This is a genomic window from Limosilactobacillus kribbianus (assembly GCF_026413145.1).
Classification (GTDB): Bacteria; Bacillota; Bacilli; order Lactobacillales; family Lactobacillaceae; genus Limosilactobacillus; species Limosilactobacillus kribbianus.
In genome coordinates, this window is sequence record NZ_JAOVYZ010000032.1 from 1 (window position 1) to 21349 (window position 21349).

Genomic DNA, 21349 nt, shown 5'->3' on the forward strand with positions numbered 1-21349 from the left:
TCGTCAATGGATATCTATCGTAAGGCCTTCTACCAAGAGATATCACAGCTCCATCAACCAATAATCAATTGGTCAGTATTATTTATTTGAGTCCAGTGGCTAACTTATTCTTGAAATTTAGGACATTTTTAAAAAGATGATAGTTTAAATAATTTGCAAAATTTTGCAAAATTTTTACCAGCCACTTCGACCAATGAATAGACAGGCTTCCCTGTGTTTAAGAATTCCGTAATAAATTTTTCTTCCTTAGGTCCCCTATTAATATCCAAATAAACATCGCTCTCACTTATTAGCTTTTTTAGATGATAATCAATCACACTTTCCCAACAGCGGACATTGGGATTAACAATATATTGTTTAAGATTCCACCCGAACAGTGAATAAGCCGCAAAATTAAATTTCCAATCTGGTAATGCTTTGACAAGCTTATCGATACCAACAATATCTTGAGTGTTAGTAAAGGTAAATGCTGACTTTCTAAAGTTTAGTGGCATTTTGAACTTAAAACGATTGACAATATCCGACCACCCTAATAGATAATATTGCCACCATTTATTCCGTAAGCGAGAGCTGCTGATATAATACCATGGCTTTTGACTCGTCACATAATGAATAATCAGCGGATCGTGGACTTTATCCATTACTTGCTGTTTCTCATATTTTTGAGTATAAGCTAAACGGACATCTTGCCCAACCTGGTAGTTATAGCGATAACTTAACTTTTGAGTCCGATTACTGAAAAATTGGTTAAAAACAGTTTGATCACCATTTTCTAAGAAATTATTTTTGCCAGCTTCGATGAGTCTTGCAGATAAAGCAGGCTCTTTTTTGAGTGCCCGATTATTGATTAATAAAACCCCAGCATTAAAATTTGGACCAAGCAGGTCTGGGACAGCATAAAAGAGTGATTGTTTTGTGAATGGTAGTTTAGGCTTCCATCAACAATTAAATCGCTGTCCAAATATAAAGCCTTGTCTTCCGCGACTGCATCTGAAATCAGGAATCGCGCATATGATGAGTTGCTTACTCGATCTGCAATATTATGAACGTTGGCTAATTCATCAGGCTGGTACTTATAATCAACAATTTGATCACCAATCTGGTTTACGTAATTATTAACACCCAAAAACCATTCTTGTGGTATATCAGGATTCAAAACATAAACTTTGACTCCATTATTATTAAATAAAATCGACTTTAGTGTCGTAGTTAATTGATTGATGTACTGATTATCTGCCGCTAATACAATTACTTTAGTTATCATTGATTTCATTCCATTCATTAAATAATTTACTGTTTATAGCATTGTGCTTGGATGAATTTTACGATCATTTGAATCTTGTTCAACTTATGCTAGATCGATGTTGGAAAATAAAATTGATACCAACGAAGTACAATGCCAAGCATACATGTTATATATAGTACATTTTAAGGCTTTATCACTATGCTGGAGCACATCAAACCCAATTTTATTCACATGCGTAATATTACATCATTTTGCTGATAGTAATTTAGCAATTTGATTGACAAGTTCGCCTTTGTTAGTTTTTGCCAATGTGGACCAAAAATGGCACAGAGGTCATATTTTGACGTTATTTAACAGTAATTTTAGTATCAAAACTTATAATTATTCAAGCTTTGCTAAAAATAAAAAGAAGCTCAAAACAGCTCCTTTTTATTGTCACATCAATGTTTAGATCATCTTTGTTTTACCGCACCAGTTGCATAATTAATCTCGATATTATTTTGTACATTCGGCACGAAGACATTAAAGTCAACACTACCGTCTTTCGACTTCGCCTGAATGTGGGCGCCAGCTGGCACGATGCTGGTTCCACTATAAATATCGGTGACCCGGTAGCGAACGCGCTTGCCCTGATCGAGGGCTTGGCGAACAATTCCTTCGTAGTAGTTCTGCCCCGTCGAGGTGCTGCTACGGGCCTCGTTTGCCCAAGCCGTCTGAGTAGCAATGTTTTTCGGATTAGACTCGGAAGCATCGAAGCCCTTGATACCATCGACTAGGGCATAACCTAGCAAATGTCCGCGATCATAGGCATGACTGTACCCACCAGTCAAATTATAGGCTTGCAAGAAGCCCGCGGGTTTCCAGTTAGTCGCACCATTGCCGGTCGTGGAGCGGTTCTGATATTGCCGAGTAGTCTTATTCAGCCAGGCATCCCCTCGCCAGGCGCGTCCTCGGCTGTCCACCTGGTTAACCGCGTAGGGCGCACTCGAAATATTGGCATTCAAGCCGGACTGATTATTGTCGATGATAAATGCCCCGTGACCGTTCCAGACAATGTTATTCCCCAACTGCTGGCGCACTTCCGGCGTTAAAACAACCGCGGCCTCTTGCTTCGTCGGTGGTGTACTCTGGCTCTGACTAGTGGTTCCAGTAGTACTACCCTTGGACTGGGCTGAATTGCTCTTGCCCCAGGCCATGAAGCGCTGAACACCCTGAGTCAAGGCCGCATTGCCATTTGCTGGTCGCTGCAGGAAGCCGCCGAGACCAAAGATCACAACCAGAGCTGCTATCAGCTTCCAAATTTTATTTTTTAATCGAAACATCTTCGTTCCCCTCTTAATAAAGTAAAAGCTCATGCCTATTTTACTATAAAAAGCGAACAAATGGTCAGAATATAAAAAATCGCCCAAGAGATTCTGGACGATTTTTGTTTCTAATCGTTAACGCTAGCCAGCTTCTTGGAGGTATGGAACTTGTAAATCAAGCTCATGATCACCAGGAAGACGACCCCGACGGAAACGGAAACCCGGGTATCCGGATTGAAGAACATGAAGATCAAAATGATCGTCAAGGCAGCAAGACTGAAGTAGTTGTAAGCCGGGTAAAGCGGCATCTTAAACGGGTGGTTCTCCAGCTTTTCTGGGTGCTGCTTTCGGAAGTTTAGTTCAGACAACAGGATGATGAACCATGGTACCATCCCGGGCAGGACACTGGAACTGTAAACAATCACGAAGATGTTTTTAGCACTGGCACTGAAAGCATTCAGCAGCATGTTCACTGCAAAGCCCAGGAAGATCCAGAAAGCAATCGTCAGGATGGCCACATTTGGCACAACCCGTTTGGACAGGCGAGAGAAGACCTTTGGCACTTCACCGTCGATTGACAGCTTGAACAGCATCCGACTGGCACTATAGATTCCAGAGTTAGCACCGGATAAGGCCGCCGTCAGTACAACGAAATTAATGATTCCAGCCGCACCGGTAATTCCGACCTTGGTGAAGGTTTCAACGAATGGCGAACCCACGGCACTCAGCTGATTCCATGGATAAATGGAAACAATGACGAAGATCGCACCGATGTAGAAGATCAGGATCCGCCAGATAACGGACTTAACGGACTTAACAATGGCGTGCCGGGGAGAAGCCGCTTCACCAGCGGTAATCCCCAGCAGCTCGATTCCCTGGTAGGAACCAGCGATCACGGACAGCGAGAACATGAAGCCCATGAAGCCACCAGTAAAGAAGCCACCGTGCGTCCACAGGTTAGAAATCCCAACCGGGTGCCAGTTGTTCCCGAGCCCGAGGACAATGACCAACAACCCCAGGATGATCATGGCGATGATCGTGACCACCTTGATCATCGCAAACCAGAATTCGAGTCGGCCATAGGCCTTGGCTGATGCCAGATTGGCAAGGGTCAGAATTGTGATCATCACCAGACCAGAAATCCAGTCCGGCAGGTTCGGCCACCAGTAATTCAGGTACTGACTCATGGCAATGATGTCTGAGATTCCGACAACAATGAACTGGAAAACATTGCTCCACTTCGTCAGGTAACCGGCCATCGGGTGAATGTACTTAGAACCGTAATCAGCAAAGGAGCCGGTCCCGGGACTAATGTAGATCATTTCCCCCAGCGCCCGCATGACCCCGTACAGCACCAGGCCGACGAAGGCATAAGCGAGCAACACGGACGGGCCGGTCCACTTAATAGTTGAAGTAGCCCCCATGAAAAGTCCACTCCCGATCGTTCCCCCAATGGCAATCATTTCCATTTGGCCGGGAGTCATCGTCCGCCTTAACTTGACATTTTCTGAATTATCCATCTCTATAACCCCATTTCTTGGTACGAAAAAAGCTACCCAATGCGTCCGTCAACCAATGCCGAAGTGGATCAGTGGTTGAGACGCTTTGGATAGCCGTTCATTAGCATATCTTTGAAAATACCTTAAAGGTGCTCAACCACGGTGAATGTTGTTGTGGTTGAGGTGGAGGTTAGTTGATGAATAATTGATTGGTTGTGTAATTGCATGATTGATTCCTCCAATTCCCTTTCGTATCGTTGCTATTAGAATACTATGAGAAAATTAAGAATGCAAGATAAATTTGGAAATTTGCTTGATTTTTTTAATTTACTTGCCTGTCTACACTAATGAGATTAGAAGAATTGTATTTTTTAATGAGGTGTGCTAAAGTATTTTCAAATATTTTTATCATCGTTTTCACATAATTGGAGGAATGAGCAATGGCATGGGAAAACACGCTTGGGGACCAACTAGTACACGAAAACCACCAAAACATTGCAGAAACGCAGCTGATTCAATACTTTAATCTTGTTATCAAGTCGGCCCGGGGTTCAATCGTCACCGACGTTGAGGGTAAGAAATACATTGATCTTTTAGGCAGTGATTCGGCAATGAATATCGGGCACAATCACCCCAAGGTCGTTGAGGCCATGAAAAAGCAGATCGATAATTTTATTGGTTACGATGCCGGTTACTTCACGAACCCCGTCAGCGTTAAGCTAGGAGCCCGTCTAGCCGCTCTGGCGCCGGGAAATGGGCGTGGGAAGGTTGCTTACGGGACCTCGGGATCGGATGCTACCGAGGCACTAATTAAGTTTTCCCGGGCCGCAACCGGCCGCTCCTACATTGTTTCTTACGAGGGTGCCTACCATGGTTCAACCTATGGGGCCTTGACCGCGGGAGCTTGTGATGTCGACATGATTCGCAAAATTGGGCCGCTTTTGCCTAACGTGGTTCATGTTCCCTACCCGAATCTCTACCGGCGCCACCCCGGTGAGAGCGAGCATGACGTAGCTGTGCGTTACTTTGAAGCCTTCAAGCGTCCCTTTGATACTTACCTGCCGGTCGAGGAAACCGCGGGCGTCATCATGGAGCCAATTCAAGGCGACTCTGGCATCATTATTCCACCAAGGGAGTACGTTCAACTAGTTTACAATTTCTGTCACGATCATGGCATCATGTTTGCCGTTGACGAAATCAACCAGGGCCTGGGGCGGACCGGAACATTTTGGTCTTATCAGCACTTTGGCATCACTCCAGACCTTCTGGCAACCGGTAAATCACTTGCCTGTGCCTTGCCAATGAGTGCCGTCCTGGGTAGCGCGGAAATCATGGATTCACTGAAGACTTCAGCCTATGTTTTTACGGCCGGTGGGAATCCTGTCGTTGCCGCTGCTGCCCTGGCTACCCTGGACGTTATCGACTCCGAAGATCTGGTCCACAAGTCAGCAGTTGATGGCGAATACGCTAAGCAGCAATTCCAGAAATTGGCCGATAAGTACGATTGTATCGGGGACATCCGGGTTCTTGGTTTGAATGGCGGGATTGAACTGGTCAAAGATCGCCAGACCAAGGAACCAGACCCCGAGGCAGCCGCAAAAATAATTTACCGTGCCTTTCAAAAGGGCGTTATCATGGTAAAGCTTCACGGCAACGTTCTGCGGTTCCAACCGCCATTGACAATCAGCCGGCAGCTACTCGACCGTGCCTTTGAAATTCTTGACGAGGTCTTTAACGATTTCGAACATGATCGAATTGAATTACCAGAGGAACTGATCCACGAGGGTTGGTAAACATTTGTGATGAGAACAAGTCATTACTCGGGCTTGTTCTTTTTTAATGCTCTTTTCTTCGTAAAGGCCACCAAGCAAGAACAAGGCCCCATGCCGCCATCAGTAGCGCCGGAATAGTTGCATCCCGGTGTCGATTCCCCGTTTGTGGCAACTGGCTCTGTTCCTGTTTATTCCAATCCGGTGTTGTTTTCTTCAAGTCATTCAATGGCTCCTGCAATTGGCTTAGACGGTCATGGAAGGCCAGTGGGTTGACTTCATCAGTCGATTGATTTGGTAAAGATGGTTGACCACTCGTCTGCCCCTGTGGAAGGTATTGGTCGATTGTTGGTGCCATTTGAACTTGGCTTTCTTGGTTGGCGCCTGAAACTTGATCTGCCCGTGTAGCCTCATCTTTAGTTGAATTTGGATCTGCTTGGCTGTTTTTATCCTTTGACACTGTCGACTCTTTCTCGTCTGTGTCAATCGTGTCGTCACCGGCGCCCTCATCTTTGGTAGTTGGTGTTGGATCCGTCTGACTGCCTTCACTTTTTGATTCTGTCGATTCTTTCTCGTCAGAATCAATAGTGTCGTCACCCACGCCTTCGTCTTTGGTAGCTGGCGTTGAATCCGTTTGGCTGCCTTCACTCTTTGACTCTGTCGATCCTTTCTCGTCAGAATCAACGGTGTCATCACCGACGCCTTCATCTTTAGTCGTCGGGATTGGATCTGTCTGACTACCTTCGTCCTTAGTAGTTGGCGTCGGATTTGTTTGGCTACCTTCGTCCTTAGTAGTTGGCGTCGGATTTGTTTGGCTACCTTCACTCTTTGACTCTGCCGACCTTTTCTCGTCAGTGTCAATTGTATCGTCGCCTACACCTTCGTCTTTAGTAGCTGGTGTTGGATCTGTTTGACTATCTTCATCCTTTGTCGCTGGGGACTGCTTATCATCTGAATCAATGATGTCATCACCGACGCCTTCGTCCTTAGTAGTTGGCGTCGAATCCGTCTGACTCCCCTCATCCTTTGTTTCTGGTGACTGTTTATCACCTGAGTCAATCGTGTCGTCACCCACGCCTTCGTCTTTGGTAGCTGGCGTTGAATCCGTCTGGCTGCCTTCATCCTTCATCTCTGGTGACTGTTTATCACCTGAGTCAATGATGTCGTCACCCACGCCTTCGTCTTTGGTAGTTGGCGTTGGATCTGTCTGACTGCCTTCACTCTTTGATTCTGTCGATTCTTTCCTGTCAGAATCAATGGTGTCGTCGCCCACGCCCTTATCCTTGGCTTCTGGATCCGTTTGCTTATCACCGGAATCAGTACCGGTAGGCTTACCGTCATCCTCTTTCGTCCCTGATTGATCTTTTTGCCCATCATCTTTAGCACTTTCCTGCTGTTGATAATGAATTTCAATTGGGGTAAGCTGACTATCTAGTTGACTGGCATCCAATTGCTGGGCTGAAATCGTCAATTGGTCTGCCACATAGCCTTCAACCACCGGGGCCTGATATTCCACAAAGGCGGGAATCTCCCACTCTCCCGTTCTCGTTTTTCCGTGGGCAGTTGTCACTGTCCGGGTTGCGGTTACCTCTTGAGTGACCGTCTTATCACCACTTGGCAAGTGAACAATGATTTGACGAGTAATCGTTTTGCTTTCCTGCCGACTAACTGTTGGTGAGCTTTTTTGAACTAACAATGAAACTCCTGATGCCATCTTACTAATATGAATTGCCTTCGGAAGAGAATTTACATATTCCCATCCCTCGGGTGGCGTCGGTATTTCTAGAACTGCGTCAGTTTGTTCAGCAGGGATTTTAATAAGAAGATCCGGGGCGACAATGTTTCCATGAACATCCCAGAATTGAACAATGGTAACACAAGGATGCAGGAAGCTCTCCGAATCAGCTGAATAATACCGAATAGAGCGGCTGTCATCCGCAATTTGTGCTGGAACTCTTTTAGCCTCGACTAGCGAATAATTGGCCCGGTAACCTTCAAAATATGGTGGGGCAAATTCTGGCCAAATATCATCATTTGTTTCAAGACGATTGCCCTTTTGATCAAACTTGACAACTTGCTGTTCTTTACTAGTCACTGGATTAATATAAGTAATTACCCGCGACACCTCTTGGGTACGGGCTACCGTTTGATCCTCTACGAGACCCTGCTGGGAAGTGACTGGCTTAGCGACCGCTGGTGGTGTGCTTCCAGCATGGTGTTCGGCCAAGGCTGGCATTGATGTGCATCCAAGTAGTGCAGTTGCCGAAAGCAGGCTTACCATTGAGTAGTGATAAAACTTTTTGTGTTGCATTTTTCATTCCTCCTATTTTATCGCTCACTTAATAAATACGAAAGAAATGACCAATGACACTTTTTTAATTTAAACTTTTTCTGATTTTTGCTGCTGGATGCCGTTAGATTAGGATTCTGTCATTAAAAAAATATCCGTCACGAATCAACGTAACGGATATTGGTAATCAAAACTATAGTGAGTGAATCACGCCTTCAATGTCATCAACGATCTGTTTTGGCGTCAGGTGGTACCACTCATCCATCACTTCAAGTGGGATGTTATCCGCAAATTCACGCGGTGCACCGAAGTTCAAAACCTTCATATTGGTTGGACCGTAGTAGCGGGCGATTGTCTCGCCAAAGCCACCGCTCAGGTTGCCGTCCTCCAACGTGACCACTACGTCATGATTTTCGGCTAGATGGTGAAGGTCGTGCTGATCAATCCCGGTAACCGACTTTGGATTAATCAGGGTGGCGTCAATATTGAGCTTCTTCTTTAACTGGTCGCAAACCTCCTCGCCCAGCTTCCAGAAGTCACCAACCGCCATAATCGCCACTTCACTTCCCTGATGAGCCACGTCATAGTTGATCCGGGAATAATCATCCTGACTCGGTGTCCCATGCAGCAGTTCCTTTTCCGGCTGACGAATCACGACCGGCTGCTCGGTCTGCTTCAGGGCCCAGCGCAGCATCGAGATCATTTCCTCGACATTGGTTGGTGCTAGATATTCAATGTTTGGCAGGGTGCTGATCATTGAAATGTCAAAGCTGCCCTGATGAGTGGCTGACCCCGAGGCAATCGTTCCACCCCGGACAATCATGACCACCGGTGAATCGTTCAGCGCCATGTCATGAATCAGCTGGTCATAGGCCCGCTGAAGGAAGGTACTGTTCTGGAAGACCACCGGCCGGGCGCCAGCCGTGGCCATTGCTGTCGCCGTCGTGATCGAGTCCTGTTCGGCAATCCCGACGTCAAAGTAGCGGTCCGGGTGCGCCTTTTGAAATCGTTTCAGGTCAAAGACGCCCGGAATAGCGGCGTTGATGGCTACCACCGGTACTCCCGCCTCTACCTGCTTGTCTAATTCATCCAGAATGGCCTCGCTATAGCCGTTGACAACCGGGTGCTTGTCCTTGCCGGTCTTTAGGTCAAATGGATTGCGCCAGTGGTACTCCATCTTGTGTTCCTCGGCCGGCGCGTAGCCTTTCCCTTTTTCGGTGTTGACGTGGAGAACGATTGGGTGATCGATGTCCTTGACGCTGCGGAAGGCATCAATCATTGTCTGCAGGTCGTTGCCGTCCGCCACATACTTGTAGTCTAAGCCCATGAACTTAAAGATATTGTTAGCGGCCTGACCATTGGTATTCCGCAGCTCCCTAAGGCCCTGGTAGAGTCCGCCCTGGTCCTTGTCGATCGCCATCTGGTTGTCGTTGACCACGATGATCAGGTTGGAATGCAGCTTGGCGGCGTTGTTTAAGCCCTCAAAGGCTAGACCACCGCTCAGCGAACCATCCCCGATTACGGCTACAATGTTGTTTTTCGACTGCGGCTTCATCAAGTCCCGCGCCTGCGCCAATCCAATCGCCAGAGAAATGGAGGTTGAGGTGTGCCCAATCTCAAAGAAGTCGTGGACACTCTCCTCAGGTGACGTGTAGCCAGTCACGTCCTCGTAGTGATCGGGATCCAAAAAGCCCATTTTCCGTCCCGTCAGCATCTTATGGGCGTAAGACTGGTGAGAAACATCCCACACCACCTTGTCGTGAGGAGAATTGAAAACGTAGTGGTAAGCAATCGTGAGTTCCATCACCCCCAGATTAGGACCCACGTGACCACCGATTGCGGCGTCCCGTTCCAGGACTAGTTGGCGCATCTCGGTCGCCAGTTCTTTCAGCTCATCCAGCGACATCTTCTTAATATCTGCCGGTTCGTTTACTTCGTTTAATAAATAATCTGGATGCAGATTCATCAGAAGCCCACTCCTTTAATTAGTGTTTATTTCACAATTACTTATTTTCTCCGATACCTTAATTAGTATTTTATTACTTTCTTTACTTATCGGGAAATTATCTATTGTTGGAAATTGACGTCTTGCGTCGGTTTAAGATACCATTAGAGTGATTCTACTAGACGAAAGAACGATTCGGAAATGACACAGATTAGCAACGCTGCAATTGAGAAACTCTCACCCTTCAAAAAATTAACGTCTGAGCAAGCTCGCCTCGTCGATGATATTTTATCCTTTACGGCTAACCACCTCCAGGGCGATTGGCCGGCAATCTATACAATCGTCGGTGACGCTGGAACCGGTAAGAGCGTTGTCCTCTCCCAACTCTTCGACCGCCTGCAAACGGCCGCCAGGAAGGACCCCAGCTCGCCCTTTTACCACACTACCAATTACTTTTTGGTCAACCACCCCGAGATCTTAAAGGTATACCGGGAGATTGCTGGTGGTCTGCCGGAACTCTACAAGAAGGACTTTGCCCGACCGACCTCGCTGATTAACCAATTAGATAAGCACCAGGAGACCATCGACGTCGCCATTATCGACGAGGCCCACCTTTTACTCTCTAAGCCCGATCACTACAACAACTTCTACCACGACAACCAGCTGGTCGAGATTATCAAACGGGCCAAGGTGGTCGTGATTGTCTTTGACCAGTACCAGGTTCTCCGAATGAAGAGCCTCTGGACTCCGGAGCGCCTCCACCAGATCACCAATCGGTACCCGCATAAGGAATATCACCTGACCAAGATGTTTCGGATGAACGCCAGCCAGGAACTGGTTGACTGGTTCAACACCTTTACCAATGATTACCGGCTAACGCCCCTGCCGGCCAGTGCCCGCACGCATTACGATTTTCGGATCTATTCGGATGTCGAGCAAATGCGGCAAGCAATTGTCCAACGCAACAGGGAAGTGGGGCTCTCACGGATTCTCTCCACCTCGGGCTACCCGTCAACCCTTGACGGTGGCAAACACTACATCCAGGAGGGCAGGTTCAAGATGCCCTGGGACCAGTACAACTACACGGTAACTTCCTGGGCGGAGCTGCCCCAGACGATCAACGAGGTCGGCTCGATCTACACCTGCCAGGGCTTCGATCTCAACTACACCGGCATCATTCTTGGCCCGCCGATCAGCCAAACGCCAGGCACCAGAAAGCTTCAAATCAACCTCGACAAGTACACGGACACCGAGGCCTTCAAGAAACGGGCCGACCTAACCGATCCAGCCCAAATTGAGCAGCTCGAAAAGCGGATGGTTATGAATTCGCTCAACGTCCTCTTCAAACGTGGCGTCTACGGAACCTACCTTTACGCCCACGACCCACTGCTTCGCCAAACACTGTCGCAACTGTTTACCCAGGCTGGTTTTCACCTGCCCACGGAGGAATAACCCGCATGAAAAAATACCTTAACAAACCCACCTTGATCGGTGCCGGCATCATCGCCGCACTGCTCATTCTTTTCCTGATTTACCGGGACTACCGGCCGGAAATTGCACTACTGCTCAATCCGACCCACCATAACCAACAGATTCTGCTGAAACTGATCCGCAGCCACGGTGCCTGGGATATGCTCCTGCTGCTGATCCTGATTGCCATCTTCAACGCCATCCCGGGGATGTCCAATTCGGTCGTCTGCATCTTTGCCGGCCTCTGTTACGGCCCCGCCGTTGGTTTTTTGATCAACTGGTGCGGCAACATTCTCGGCAATTGCGCGGTCAAGAACCTGATTGCTAAGATTGACCTGTCCAAACGAGCCAAGAAGTCGAAGCTGCTCGGCTACCTGCTGAACCAAAAGCACCCGTTGATTGGGCTGACGATTGGCTACATGATTCCAATCATCCCTAGCGTCCTGGTCAACTTTGCCTGCACCCGGCTGAAGGTCAGTCGCAAGCAGTTCCTGCCGATGGTGGCCATTGGTATGGCGCCAACCTCCTTTATCTATGCCTTTGGTGGGGACGCAATTTTCAAGGGCGACAGCAAGCGGATCATCGCGGCGGTAATCGCCATCGTGATCGTCCTGCTCTGCTACTTCCTGGTGAAAAAGATGATTAAAAGCAATAAGATGAAACGGCAAGCAGCCTAGAAAATAAAATGGATTTGCGATCTCGCGTCATAGTTGCGAGATTGCAAATCCATTTTTTTAGTTAAACCGGCCCCAGTACTCTGCCAAGTAGCGGGTCGTCAAACTAGTTGGTTTTTGAATCAAGTCAAGCGGCCGTCCCTGGGCAACGATTCGACCACCCTTGCTGCCACCACGGGGTCCCAGGTCAAGCAGGTAGTCGGCGTTGACAATCAGGTTTAGGTCGTGGGTAATCGTCACGATCGTCGCACCCCGGTCAAGCAACTGTTGCATGACACCGAGCAGGATCTTGACGTCGAGGGGATGGAGGCCGATCGTCGGTTCATCAAAAACGAAGAGCGTCTCCCCCTGGTCGCGATTGAGGTGCTTGACTAGCTTGAGCCGTTGGGCCTCACCACCGGACAGGCTCGGTGTGCTTTCACCCAGGTGAAGGTAGTCGAGACCGACTTCTTGAAGCAGCTTTAATTCCCGTTCAATCTTCGGCGCCCGCTTGAAGACCGGCAGAGCCGCGGCTACGTCGAGTTTCAATAGGTCGACGATTGAGTAGCCATGCCACTTGACCTCCTGAACGGCCTTGTTATAACGATCACCATGGCAGACGGGACAAATCTGCTGCATATCCGGCAGGAACTGGATGTCCAGCGTCACAATCCCACTGCCCCCGCAATTCGGGCAGGCTCCTTGTTTGTTGTTGTAGGAAAACCAGCTCGGCGTGTAGTGCTTCTGCTTTGCAAGAGTCTGGGCGGCAAAAAGCCGGCGAAGGTTGTCCATGATACTGGTGTAGGTAGCAACGGTCGACCGCATTGTCTTGCCAATCGGTGCGGCGTCCACGCTGACAACCTCCTTGACCGGGGTTTCTAACTTCTTGACCTGGCGTGGCAAGCCAAGTCCCGCGGTCTGAGCCTTGATCGCTGGAACGAGACTATCGAGGATCAGGCTGGTCTTTCCCGCCCCAGAAAAGCCGGTGATCGCCGTCAGCCGATTGAGTGGCAACTGTCCCTGAACGTCCTTTAGGTTGTAGTAATTAGCAACCCGGAACTTAATCTGGTCCTTGGCCGCTAAGCTTTCGTGCGGTCGGGCCAACAATTTCGCCTGGCCGTTAAGATAGGGACCGATCTTTGACGCCGGGTCGTTTGCTATCTGGGCAGGTGTCCCCTGGGTCAGGATCCGGCCACCCTGTTCGCCGGAACCGGGGCCAATCTCGATGATCCAGTCCGCCGCCTTGATGATGTCAACGTTGTGATCGACGACTACCAAGGAATTGCCCTGGTCGACCAGCTCGCGAAAGACATTCAGCAGGCCACTGACGTTATCGGGATGCAGCCCAATCGACGGTTCATCGAGAATATAGAGCACGCCGGTTGTCTCCGTCCGCAGCGTCCGCGCCAGTTGGATTCGCTGCAGCTCACCGGTCGACAGGCTGTTACCATTCCGCGACAGGGTCAGATAGTCCAGCCCCAGTTCCAGGAGCGGTCGCAGGTTGTCGTCGAATTCTTTAAAGAGCGAATCGGCCATCTTCTTCATATCGGCAGGCAGGCTGGCCTGAACCTTTTTCTTCCAGTCCGGCAGCTCGCCCAGGGTCAACTCGCTAACCTGTGCGATGTTCATGCCACCGGCCAATTGATTCAACAACTCCGGCTTGAGACGGGTCCCGTGACAGACCGGGCAGGTCGAATAATGGAAAAATTCGCTGATCCGTTTCTGGGCCCGCTCACTCTTGCTGGTCCGGGCTGATTCCAAAACGGCTTCGTGAGCGTTCTCATAGAGGGCGTTGAAGTCGTGGAAGACCCGGCCAGTCCCGGAGCGAAAGTCCATCCGAAACTTCTTCTTCGGTCCATTTAAAACGAAATCCTTTTCCTTATCCGTCAGATCCTTATAGGGAACGTGGATCCGGACTCCAGCCTGCTGGGCCACGCTCGGCATGAAGTTCCGACCAGGAAGGTGCCAGGAGGCCACGGCCCCATCAGCCAGGCTGAGATTGGGGTCGCCGATCAGCTTGGCCTCGTCCAGTTCCCGCACCCGACCAGTTCCCTGGCAGTGCTCGCAGGCCCCAGTGGAATTAAAAGCAAAATCCTCGGCGCTGAAGGCGGAGAAAGTCGCTCCACAGATTGGACAGGTTAATTGCCCCATTGTGTCGTCGCCTTTGCTCATCGCCTGGGCAATTGCTAGGCTCGGTTGCAGTCGATGGCCGTTTGGACAGGCCGGCGACCCGAGCCGGGAGAAGATCAGTCGAATGACGTTGAAGGTTTCACTCATCGTCCCGACGGTGGCCCGCTCGGACGGGATCGCTGGCCGCTGCTTAAGCGCCAGGGCCGACGGGATGTGCTTAACGCTGGTGACATCAGCTTGGGCACCCAACTTGATTCGCCGCCGGGTGTAAGTCGAGAGGGCCTCAAGGTAGCGTCGCGAGCCCTCTTCGTAGAGAATCCCCATCGCTAGTGAACTCTTACCCGATCCCGACAGGCCGGAGATTGCCACGAACTGATGGAACGGAATGTCAATGTCGATATTCTTAAGGTTATGCACCCGGGCGCCACGGACCTCAATCTTCGTCGGTAGTTTTTGCTTTGCTTCCGTCAAAAAATCATCCCATTTCACAAAATTGCTATCCCCAGCATAAACCATCCACCGGCGGGACAGTCAAGTAAAAATGGCTACAGCTGCATCCCCAGCCAGGCAAGGGCGAGTCCCCCACCGTAAGAAAGCAGCAGGTAGGCAGCGATGGCAGCCCAGCGGCGTTCATCGATCATCGCCACCAACTCGGTATTGAAGGTCGAAAAGGTCGTGTAGCCACCCAGCACACCAACACCCCAGAAAGTCATCGCGACCGAACCCGGTGTTAGGTGGCTGGTCAGTATTCCCAAGACAAAGGCACCACTGAGGTTAATCACCAGGGTCGCGAGCGGCCAATCGATCCGCTGCCGCTTCCAAAGGGTCGTCAGCAGGTAACGCAAGACGGCACCGAGCGCCGCCCCGCAGCCAACGTTAATCATCGGTTGTCACCGCCCTTCCCGCTAAGCGTTTGGCAAGAACAAAGCCCAGCCAGGCCATAACCAGCCCGCCGAGAGCGCTTGCTAAGAAATAAGCACCGGCGACAAGAACACTCCCCTGTCCCAGCTTGACGGTTGCTGTTGCAAAGGACGAAAAGGTCGTAAAGGCACCGATCAGCCCAGTGCCCAGGCCGGCGTCTAGCCAACCGGCTAGCAGGTCCCGCTCAATAACATAGTAGGTCAAAAAGGCTAACAGAAAACACCCCAGTAGGTTGGCAAATAAAATGCCGGCACTATAAAAACACTGACTGAAGATATCACGGCCAGCCCCACCAAGGAAGGCAAAAGCAGCCACGCTCAGCACATTCTTTAATTTCAAAACATTCACTCCCATCTGAAAATAGCCTTTTAATTGTACATTTATCACTGCCCATTGCCAAGTCGCCAGAAAAATCAGTATAATCAAGGCAGACTATTTTAGAAGAAGAGGGTTTTAATATGAAAATGCGCCGAATTGACCACGTCGTCCTGACTGTCAGCGACCTGGAGGAATCAATGCGCTTCTACCATGAGGTCTTTGACATGCCGGTCATTGAGCAGCAGACTACCACCGACGTGATTACGTTGCGGTGCGGTCACCAGCTGATTCGGCTTCAAAAGGCCGACCGTGACACTGCGCTGAAGGCTCCACACCCAACAAGTGGTGCCGCCGATCTCTGCTTGGTCGCTGGTGACCAGTTTGACGATATTCTCCATCACCTGCGCAGCTACTATGTCGATGTGGTGGAAGGACCGATCCCAAAATACGGTTCTGAGGGAGAAATGACTTCAATCTATGTCCACGATCCCGACCAGAATTTGATCGAGATTGCAGTTTATAAGAACAAGTAAGTAAAAACGACGCCCGATAAATCCGTGGATTTATCGGGTGTTGTTTCACTTATTTATTCCGGTTTCGCCAGTCCTTCCAACGGTGGTAGAACTCGCTGATCACCAGGGCACAGATGACAAGCAGCGCGATCGAGTAACCAACAACCCCAAGGTGAAAAATATGGGGATGCCCATTACTGCCCTCGACAAGAATCGATGAGCCCAAGATAACTGCCGCCAGGATGATCACGATCAGCAACCGATTGGTGATCCGCTCCACCTGCTTAACCAACCGATCCTGACCGCGATAGCTGAAATTGACCTGGGCGTCCCCGTTAGCAATCGTTTCCAGGGTTGCACTGAGCTTGTCCGGCAGCTTGGTCGTCTCACTAACCGCCGAATAGAGGTTAATTAAACTGTCGTCCAGGGTATCGCGCCAGTTGAACTTGCGTTTCAGATACTGCACCCCAAACGGCCGGGCCACCTTCATCATCGAAATATCCGGGTCCAGCTTAGCCACCGTAATCTCTAAGACGCCAAAAGCCCTAATTAATAGCGTCACTTCAGGTTTCATCTGAAGGTGATTCTTTTGACAAAGCTGAACGGTTTGGTAAAGCATCGTTGTAAAGTCGATGTCACCAAGCCCCATCGATAGGTAGGGATGGATGAAGTTGCCCAGCTCCTTTAGAAATTGCGGCTCGTCCACTGCACCAGTTTTGTTACAGATTGCCAAGACCGCCTGGCCGATCCGCCGAGTATTCTTGGTGGTAATTGCCAGCACCACGTTAGCGATCCCGTCGGCCATTGTCGGCGTCAGCGTTCCCATCATCCCGAAATCCAGGTAGACGATCCGATAATTCGGCAACGGTTCCTCCTGAGTATATTGAACGGTGGCCGGACCAACTGTTGCCTGATGGTTGTGGGTGGTCTTCATCGTCCCTTGATCTGCTCCCTCTTGAATCAGGATATTGCCGGGATGAGGATCGGCGTGAAAGAAGTGATCGACGAAAACCTGCTTGAGAAAGTTCTTGACCAGGACATTAGCGATGTACTTGCGCTTCGCCTGAAGTGCTTCCTTCTGGTCGACCGGATCTTTTGACGCATCATAGAGCCCCCGGACGCTCTCCCCCTTCATTTCCTCGTTAACCAAGATCTGGGGAGCACAGTACTTGGCATAAACCCGTGGTACAGTAATGATATCGTCCCCATTGTTCAGCTCATAGAAGCGCTGGCCGTTGCGGACCTCATTCATGGTGTTAACTTCGCTGAGCAGGGAGGTACTCAATTCGTCCAGAACCTTATTCAGGTCGACGACGGTGACGTCGGTGGGCACATACCGCAGCAGCTTCACCGCCCGCCGCATCAGGGCAATGTCGGTGTTGACCAGTTGGCTCACCGCTGGGTGCTGAATTTTGACAACCACTGGCGTTCCGTCCTTTAGAATTGCGTGGTGGACCTGGCCAATCGAAGCCGAGGCAAAGGACTCGTGGTCAAAGTGCGAAAAGACATCGGTAAGCTTTTTGCCCGTTTGGGTCTCAAAAGTTTGCCGAACGCTTGTGAAGGAATCAGCCTTGACCTGATCCTGGAGCCGGCGCAATTCCTTGATGTAGGCCGGTGAAACCAGATCGGATCGCGTCGAAAGAATTTGACCAAGCTTGATAAAAGTCGGGCCGAGCTCTTGAAAGGCCGCGCAGACCTCCTGGGGGTTGGTCTGATGGTAGAAATTGCTAAGAAAATGGTGGCGACGCATGATCGCCATGATCTCCCGCAGCCGCTGGCTCTTGTTAATATCGTTGGTTTCACTGGTCATTTTGCCTCATCCTTTATCCCGTTTGATTCACTTTTTATTTTACCGCAGAATCGGCCGCGCTTCGCCACAAATATGTAGTCACCGGGAGCGGAACTTGCTACAATAGAGATTGAAATATCAAACGAAAGACTAGGTGAATCTATCAAATATGAGTGAATTATGGTCTTCATATTGGTTTAAGCTAATTGTTATCATTTTAATTCTGTTGCTGGCAGCGCTCTTTACCCTGCTGGAATACTCGGTCGTCAAGGTCCGGCCGAGTGAATTAAAGGAATTGAAGCAGACCCGAAAAGTTAAGCGGGCCGAGCACATGGTCGCCAACTTAAACGAGTACTTGTCCACCGCCCAGGTTGGGGTCACGATGACCTCCCTGATTTTAGGGTGGATTGGTGATCAGTTCATTACCGATCTCTTGATGAAGATCACGATCGTCCCGGCCAGTGTTCGGGAAGTTATCTCCCCAATCCTGGGTGTGCTGATCTTCACCTTCTTCCACGCCGTCTTCACCGACCTGGTACCAAAGAACATGGCGATCGACCGACCGGTGCCAATTCTGCTGTCGATCGTCCACATCGTCCAGTTCTTCCACACGATCTTCTACCCGTTCGTCTGGCTCTTTGCTGTCGTAGCGGCGCAGATCACCAAGATGCTGGGCTATAACGTCCAGCCGGAAGAGGACACTTACTCACAAAACGAAATTGTGACTCTGTCCCGCCAATCAGAAAAGGCCGGTGAAATGGACAAGGAAGATGTCGTCTTCATGCAACGGGCCTTCGAGATGAACGACAAGGTTGCCGAGGACATCATGATCGACCGGACCCAGCTTTCGGTCATCGACATCAAAGCCAAAGTAGCCGACGCCGCTCAGTTGTACTTTGAAAAGAAGTTCACCCGGTTCCCAGTCGTTGCCAATAACGATAAGGACCACATTCTCGGCTACATCTTCTCCTACGACGTGATGCGGCAGAACCAAATCAACCCTGATCAGTCGATCCGGACGATCATGCGAAAAATCCCAATCGTTTACGAAAACGAGCGGATCACCAAGGTTCTGCAGACAATGATCAAGAAGCAGGTACCGATTGTCGTCGTCCAGGACGAGTACGGTGGGACCTCAGGGATCATCACCGACAAGGATATCTACGAGGAGCTCTTCGGTACGGTTGGTGAAGAGATTGACCACGCCACCTCAGACATGATTGAAAAGAAGGGGCCGGACTCCAAGGGGAACCCTACCTACGAGATTTCCGGTAAGATGCCACTGGACGACTTTGAGCGCTTCTTCCACACAAAGATCGAGCAGTTTGAGAACTCCGAGGTAACGACCTTGACCGGCTTCTTCCTTGAGCGGCAATACGATCTCAAGGTCGGTCAGCCGATTAGAGTCGACAACTTCTCCTTCATCCCGTTGGACCTGCAGAACGCCTACGTAAATAAATTCAAGGTCATCTACATCCGTCCAAAGAAGAAAAAGCCGGCAACAGATGAAGATGGTCAGGACAAGGAAGAAAAATAAGAATAGCAAAAAGAGGTTGCGTGCACGAAATCGTACTTGCAACCCCTTTTATTATTTGGTAAGAAAATCGGCTTATTCAAATTCTGGATTCGGGCATCTGATAGGCCGTCCGCAGCTCCACCATGTCAAAGAGCATAAACGGGCCAACTGATGCTCCCTTTCAACATCGCATTTGCATTCCCGGCACGCAGTTACATTCAACCTCATCCGGGGCAGTTGCAGCCTTTTGCTTGAGGACCTCCTGAAGTTTAGCTACGTCAGCCTTACTTAATGTCACATGGTCAATGACGTGTTCCAAAGTCGTTCCGACGCGCCGTTCACAAATGCTGGAGAAGAGCCCATCGGCAACTTCATCCATCGTTGACTGCTCGGTTACTAGTGGTCGATAGATGAAACCGCGCCCCTGCTTGGTTGTTGCCAAGGCACCCTTGGTTACCAGTCGTCGCAGGAGCGTTTTGACCGTGGCGGGCTTCCAATCAACCTTACGCTGCAAGATCATGATTACCTGGCTACTGGTGGTTTCCCCCAAGGTCCAAACGATTCGCATCACCTGCCATTCAGCCGGTGTAATTTCTAATGCCGTTTCTTCCATTCGGTTCCCTCCTCATTTATCGTTTACATTCGTAAATATATTTTACCACTTGCAAGGCTAAATTCAAAGAATCCCTGGCCTGTCAATTGCTCTCCTGCTATTAATTCGACATTTTCAACATTCTCGTTAGCATCTTAATAAAAAGTACTTTTAGGCACTTTTCTTCTAAAAGTCAATCAACTAAAATGAATATTAACAGGGATAATTTGTCAAAAATTGGGAAGAGGTTCAAAATTAGTAATGAAAAAATATATTACAAATATTTACGCATTTCCCGGGACCGCCCAGCAAGCACAAAACATGGTTACTCAAATTGCGTGCGATTCATTGGGATTTCAGGAATTAGGTACCTATCATTATGTCTGGGCAGACGAACCAACGAATGTCTTATTTGGGCGGGTTGATGGTATCGTCGCCTCTCTGCAGCACGGTGATATTGTTGTTATGCAGTATCCAACCTGGGAGTATGATCGCTTTACGAATACACTTATTCGGGAAATTAAGAGCTACGGAGCACATTTATTTTTCTTTATCCAAGATCTTCGTTCACAGATGAGTATCGAAGCGGCTAGCTTTCTTCCAACCGAAATCAATACACTCAACCAGGCTGAAGTAGTTATCACGCATTCCGACGCAATGAGTGCTTTTCTCAAGCAAAATGGCCTAACCGCAAAAACGATTAGCTTGCACATGATGGATCACCCCGTCACATTCGATTTAGGACCACGGCCAAAGTACCGCCCCGTCATAACTTATGCCGGAATCACGGACGATACTAAGGCGGCAGCCTTCATCCAAAATTGGGACAATCAGCAGGTTAAATTGCGAATTTATTGCAATGGTCAAAAGCCAGCGAATGCTAACTACCTGTACGCCCCCTGGCAAAACAGTGATGCCAAATTGCTCTACGACTTGCGCGAAAATGCCGGTTTTGGTCTCGTGTGGGCCTCTGACCCAACTTGGCAAAACTATATGCAAATGAACGCTACTTTCAAATTAAGCACCTATTTGGCAGCTGGAATTCCCGTAATTGCTAATAAAGACATTACGCAACACCGAATTATTGAGGAAAAGCATCTGGGCATTTTAGTTGATTCTCTGGCAGAGGCACAGCAAAAAGTAGCAGCACTCGGCCCTGCCGAATACGACCAAATGGTTGACTCAATTGCTAAATTTTCGACCTTAATTCGAAACGGTGAATTTACTAAGCGCGCGTTAACCGAGGCCATCTTTAATTATTATTATTAACTTTCCCGAAATGTCAAATTAAGTTAGAAAAAAGCTAGTTGCTCATCGGTGACGTGCTTCATGAATACTTCAAGTGGTGTGCGGTAGTTCAATGACTTGCGAGGAATGTTATTCCGACGATGCATC

The 21349-nt window shown here is 49.2% G+C and carries 17 protein-coding genes and 1 pseudogene; 6 read left to right on the top strand and 12 right to left on the bottom strand.

Going from position 1 to position 21349, the window contains the following annotated elements; genetic code table 11:
- Positions 1–128: 128 nt before the first annotated feature.
- The 4 genes from OCT58_RS07180 to OCT58_RS07195 all read right to left on the bottom strand — a co-directional run bounded on the left by OCT58_RS07180 (position 129) and on the right by OCT58_RS07195 (position 4070).
- Positions 129–884: a glycosyltransferase gene (locus OCT58_RS07180; RefSeq protein ID WP_305069111.1), complete on the bottom strand. Its 756-nt coding sequence runs from the start codon at positions 882–884 to the stop codon at positions 129–131.
- Positions 848–1264: a glycosyltransferase gene (locus OCT58_RS07185; protein ID WP_267202196.1), complete on the bottom strand. Its 417-nt coding sequence runs from the start codon at positions 1262–1264 to the stop codon at positions 848–850. Before OCT58_RS07185 ends, OCT58_RS07180 begins: the two co-directional genes overlap by 37 nt.
- A gap of 434 nt (positions 1265–1698) precedes the next feature.
- Positions 1699–2568 carry a DNA/RNA non-specific endonuclease gene (locus tag OCT58_RS07190; RefSeq protein ID WP_267202197.1) on the bottom strand — a complete coding sequence of 290 codons (870 nt, stop codon included), beginning with the start codon at positions 2566–2568 and terminating at the stop codon, positions 1699–1701.
- Positions 2569–2678: 110 nt separating this feature from the next.
- Positions 2679–4070 (bottom strand): amino acid permease, encoded by a 1392-nt coding sequence (locus OCT58_RS07195; RefSeq protein WP_267202198.1) that lies wholly within the window; start codon positions 4068–4070, stop codon positions 2679–2681.
- A 419-nt stretch (positions 4071–4489) separates the two neighbouring features.
- On the opposite strand from OCT58_RS07195, the gene OCT58_RS07200 reads away from it, so the two are divergent.
- Positions 4490–5842, top strand: a complete 1353-nt coding sequence (locus OCT58_RS07200) for an aspartate aminotransferase family protein (RefSeq protein ID WP_267202199.1) — start codon at positions 4490–4492, stop codon at positions 5840–5842.
- A gap of 43 nt (positions 5843–5885) precedes the next feature.
- Here the strand turns inward: OCT58_RS07200 and OCT58_RS07205 are convergent, their stop codons facing one another.
- Positions 5886–8129, bottom strand: a complete 2244-nt coding sequence (locus tag OCT58_RS07205; RefSeq protein ID WP_267202200.1) for a mucin-binding protein — start codon at positions 8127–8129, stop codon at positions 5886–5888.
- Positions 8130–8301: 172 nt separating this feature from the next.
- On the bottom strand, positions 8302–10074 hold the full coding sequence (locus OCT58_RS07210) for a 1-deoxy-D-xylulose-5-phosphate synthase (protein ID WP_267202201.1): 1773 nt from the start codon (positions 10072–10074) through the stop codon (positions 8302–8304).
- A gap of 180 nt (positions 10075–10254) precedes the next feature.
- Here OCT58_RS07210 and OCT58_RS07215 point away from each other — a divergent pair, with 180 nt between their 5' ends.
- Positions 10255–11505 carry a DUF2075 domain-containing protein gene (locus OCT58_RS07215; RefSeq protein WP_267202202.1) on the top strand — a complete coding sequence of 417 codons (1251 nt, stop codon included), beginning with the start codon at positions 10255–10257 and terminating at the stop codon, positions 11503–11505.
- A 5-nt stretch (positions 11506–11510) separates the two neighbouring features.
- A complete protein-coding gene (locus OCT58_RS07220; protein WP_267202203.1) occupies positions 11511–12200 on the top strand; it encodes a TVP38/TMEM64 family protein in 690 nt (229 codons plus the stop codon).
- A 57-nt stretch (positions 12201–12257) separates the two neighbouring features.
- On the opposite strand, the gene OCT58_RS07225 is transcribed toward OCT58_RS07220, so the two are convergent.
- From OCT58_RS07225 to OCT58_RS07235, 3 genes are all read right to left on the bottom strand, one after another.
- Positions 12258–14777: an ATP-binding cassette domain-containing protein gene (locus tag OCT58_RS07225; RefSeq protein WP_267202204.1), complete on the bottom strand. Its 2520-nt coding sequence runs from the start codon at positions 14775–14777 to the stop codon at positions 12258–12260.
- 74 nt (positions 14778–14851) lie between these two features.
- Positions 14852–15190, bottom strand: a complete 339-nt coding sequence (locus tag OCT58_RS07230) for a fluoride efflux transporter FluC (protein ID WP_267202205.1) — start codon at positions 15188–15190, stop codon at positions 14852–14854.
- On the bottom strand, positions 15183–15575 hold the full coding sequence (locus OCT58_RS07235) for a fluoride efflux transporter FluC (RefSeq protein ID WP_368669257.1): 393 nt from the start codon (positions 15573–15575) through the stop codon (positions 15183–15185). The genes OCT58_RS07230 and OCT58_RS07235 overlap by 8 nt, the downstream gene beginning before the upstream one ends.
- Before the next feature lie 110 nt (positions 15576–15685).
- Between OCT58_RS07235 and OCT58_RS07240 the strand changes: the two genes are divergently transcribed.
- Positions 15686–16078, top strand: coding sequence for a VOC family protein (locus tag OCT58_RS07240; RefSeq protein ID WP_267202207.1), 393 nt, complete (start codon positions 15686–15688; stop codon positions 16076–16078).
- Positions 16079–16127: 49 nt separating this feature from the next.
- On the opposite strand, the gene OCT58_RS07245 is transcribed toward OCT58_RS07240, so the two are convergent.
- Entirely contained in the window at positions 16128–17867 is a 1740-nt protein-coding gene (locus OCT58_RS07245) for an ABC1 kinase family protein (RefSeq protein WP_267202208.1), read from the bottom strand.
- A gap of 148 nt (positions 17868–18015) precedes the next feature.
- Between OCT58_RS07245 and OCT58_RS07250 the strand changes: the two genes are divergently transcribed.
- Positions 18016–19383: a hemolysin family protein gene (locus tag OCT58_RS07250; RefSeq protein WP_267202209.1), complete on the top strand. Its 1368-nt coding sequence runs from the start codon at positions 18016–18018 to the stop codon at positions 19381–19383.
- 160 nt (positions 19384–19543) lie between these two features.
- Here OCT58_RS07250 and OCT58_RS07255 read toward each other — a convergent pair whose 3' ends face one another.
- Positions 19544–19975, bottom strand: coding sequence for a CopY/TcrY family copper transport repressor (locus tag OCT58_RS07255; RefSeq protein ID WP_267202210.1), 432 nt, complete (start codon positions 19973–19975; stop codon positions 19544–19546).
- A 240-nt stretch (positions 19976–20215) separates the two neighbouring features.
- On the opposite strand from OCT58_RS07255, the gene OCT58_RS07260 reads away from it, so the two are divergent.
- Positions 20216–21223, top strand: a complete 1008-nt coding sequence (locus tag OCT58_RS07260; RefSeq protein ID WP_267202211.1) for a glycosyltransferase — start codon at positions 20216–20218, stop codon at positions 21221–21223.
- Positions 21224–21246: 23 nt separating this feature from the next.
- On the opposite strand, the pseudogene OCT58_RS07265 reads toward OCT58_RS07260, so the two are convergent.
- Positions 21247–21349: pseudogene (locus OCT58_RS07265) on the bottom strand (IS30 family transposase); the annotation flags it as partial.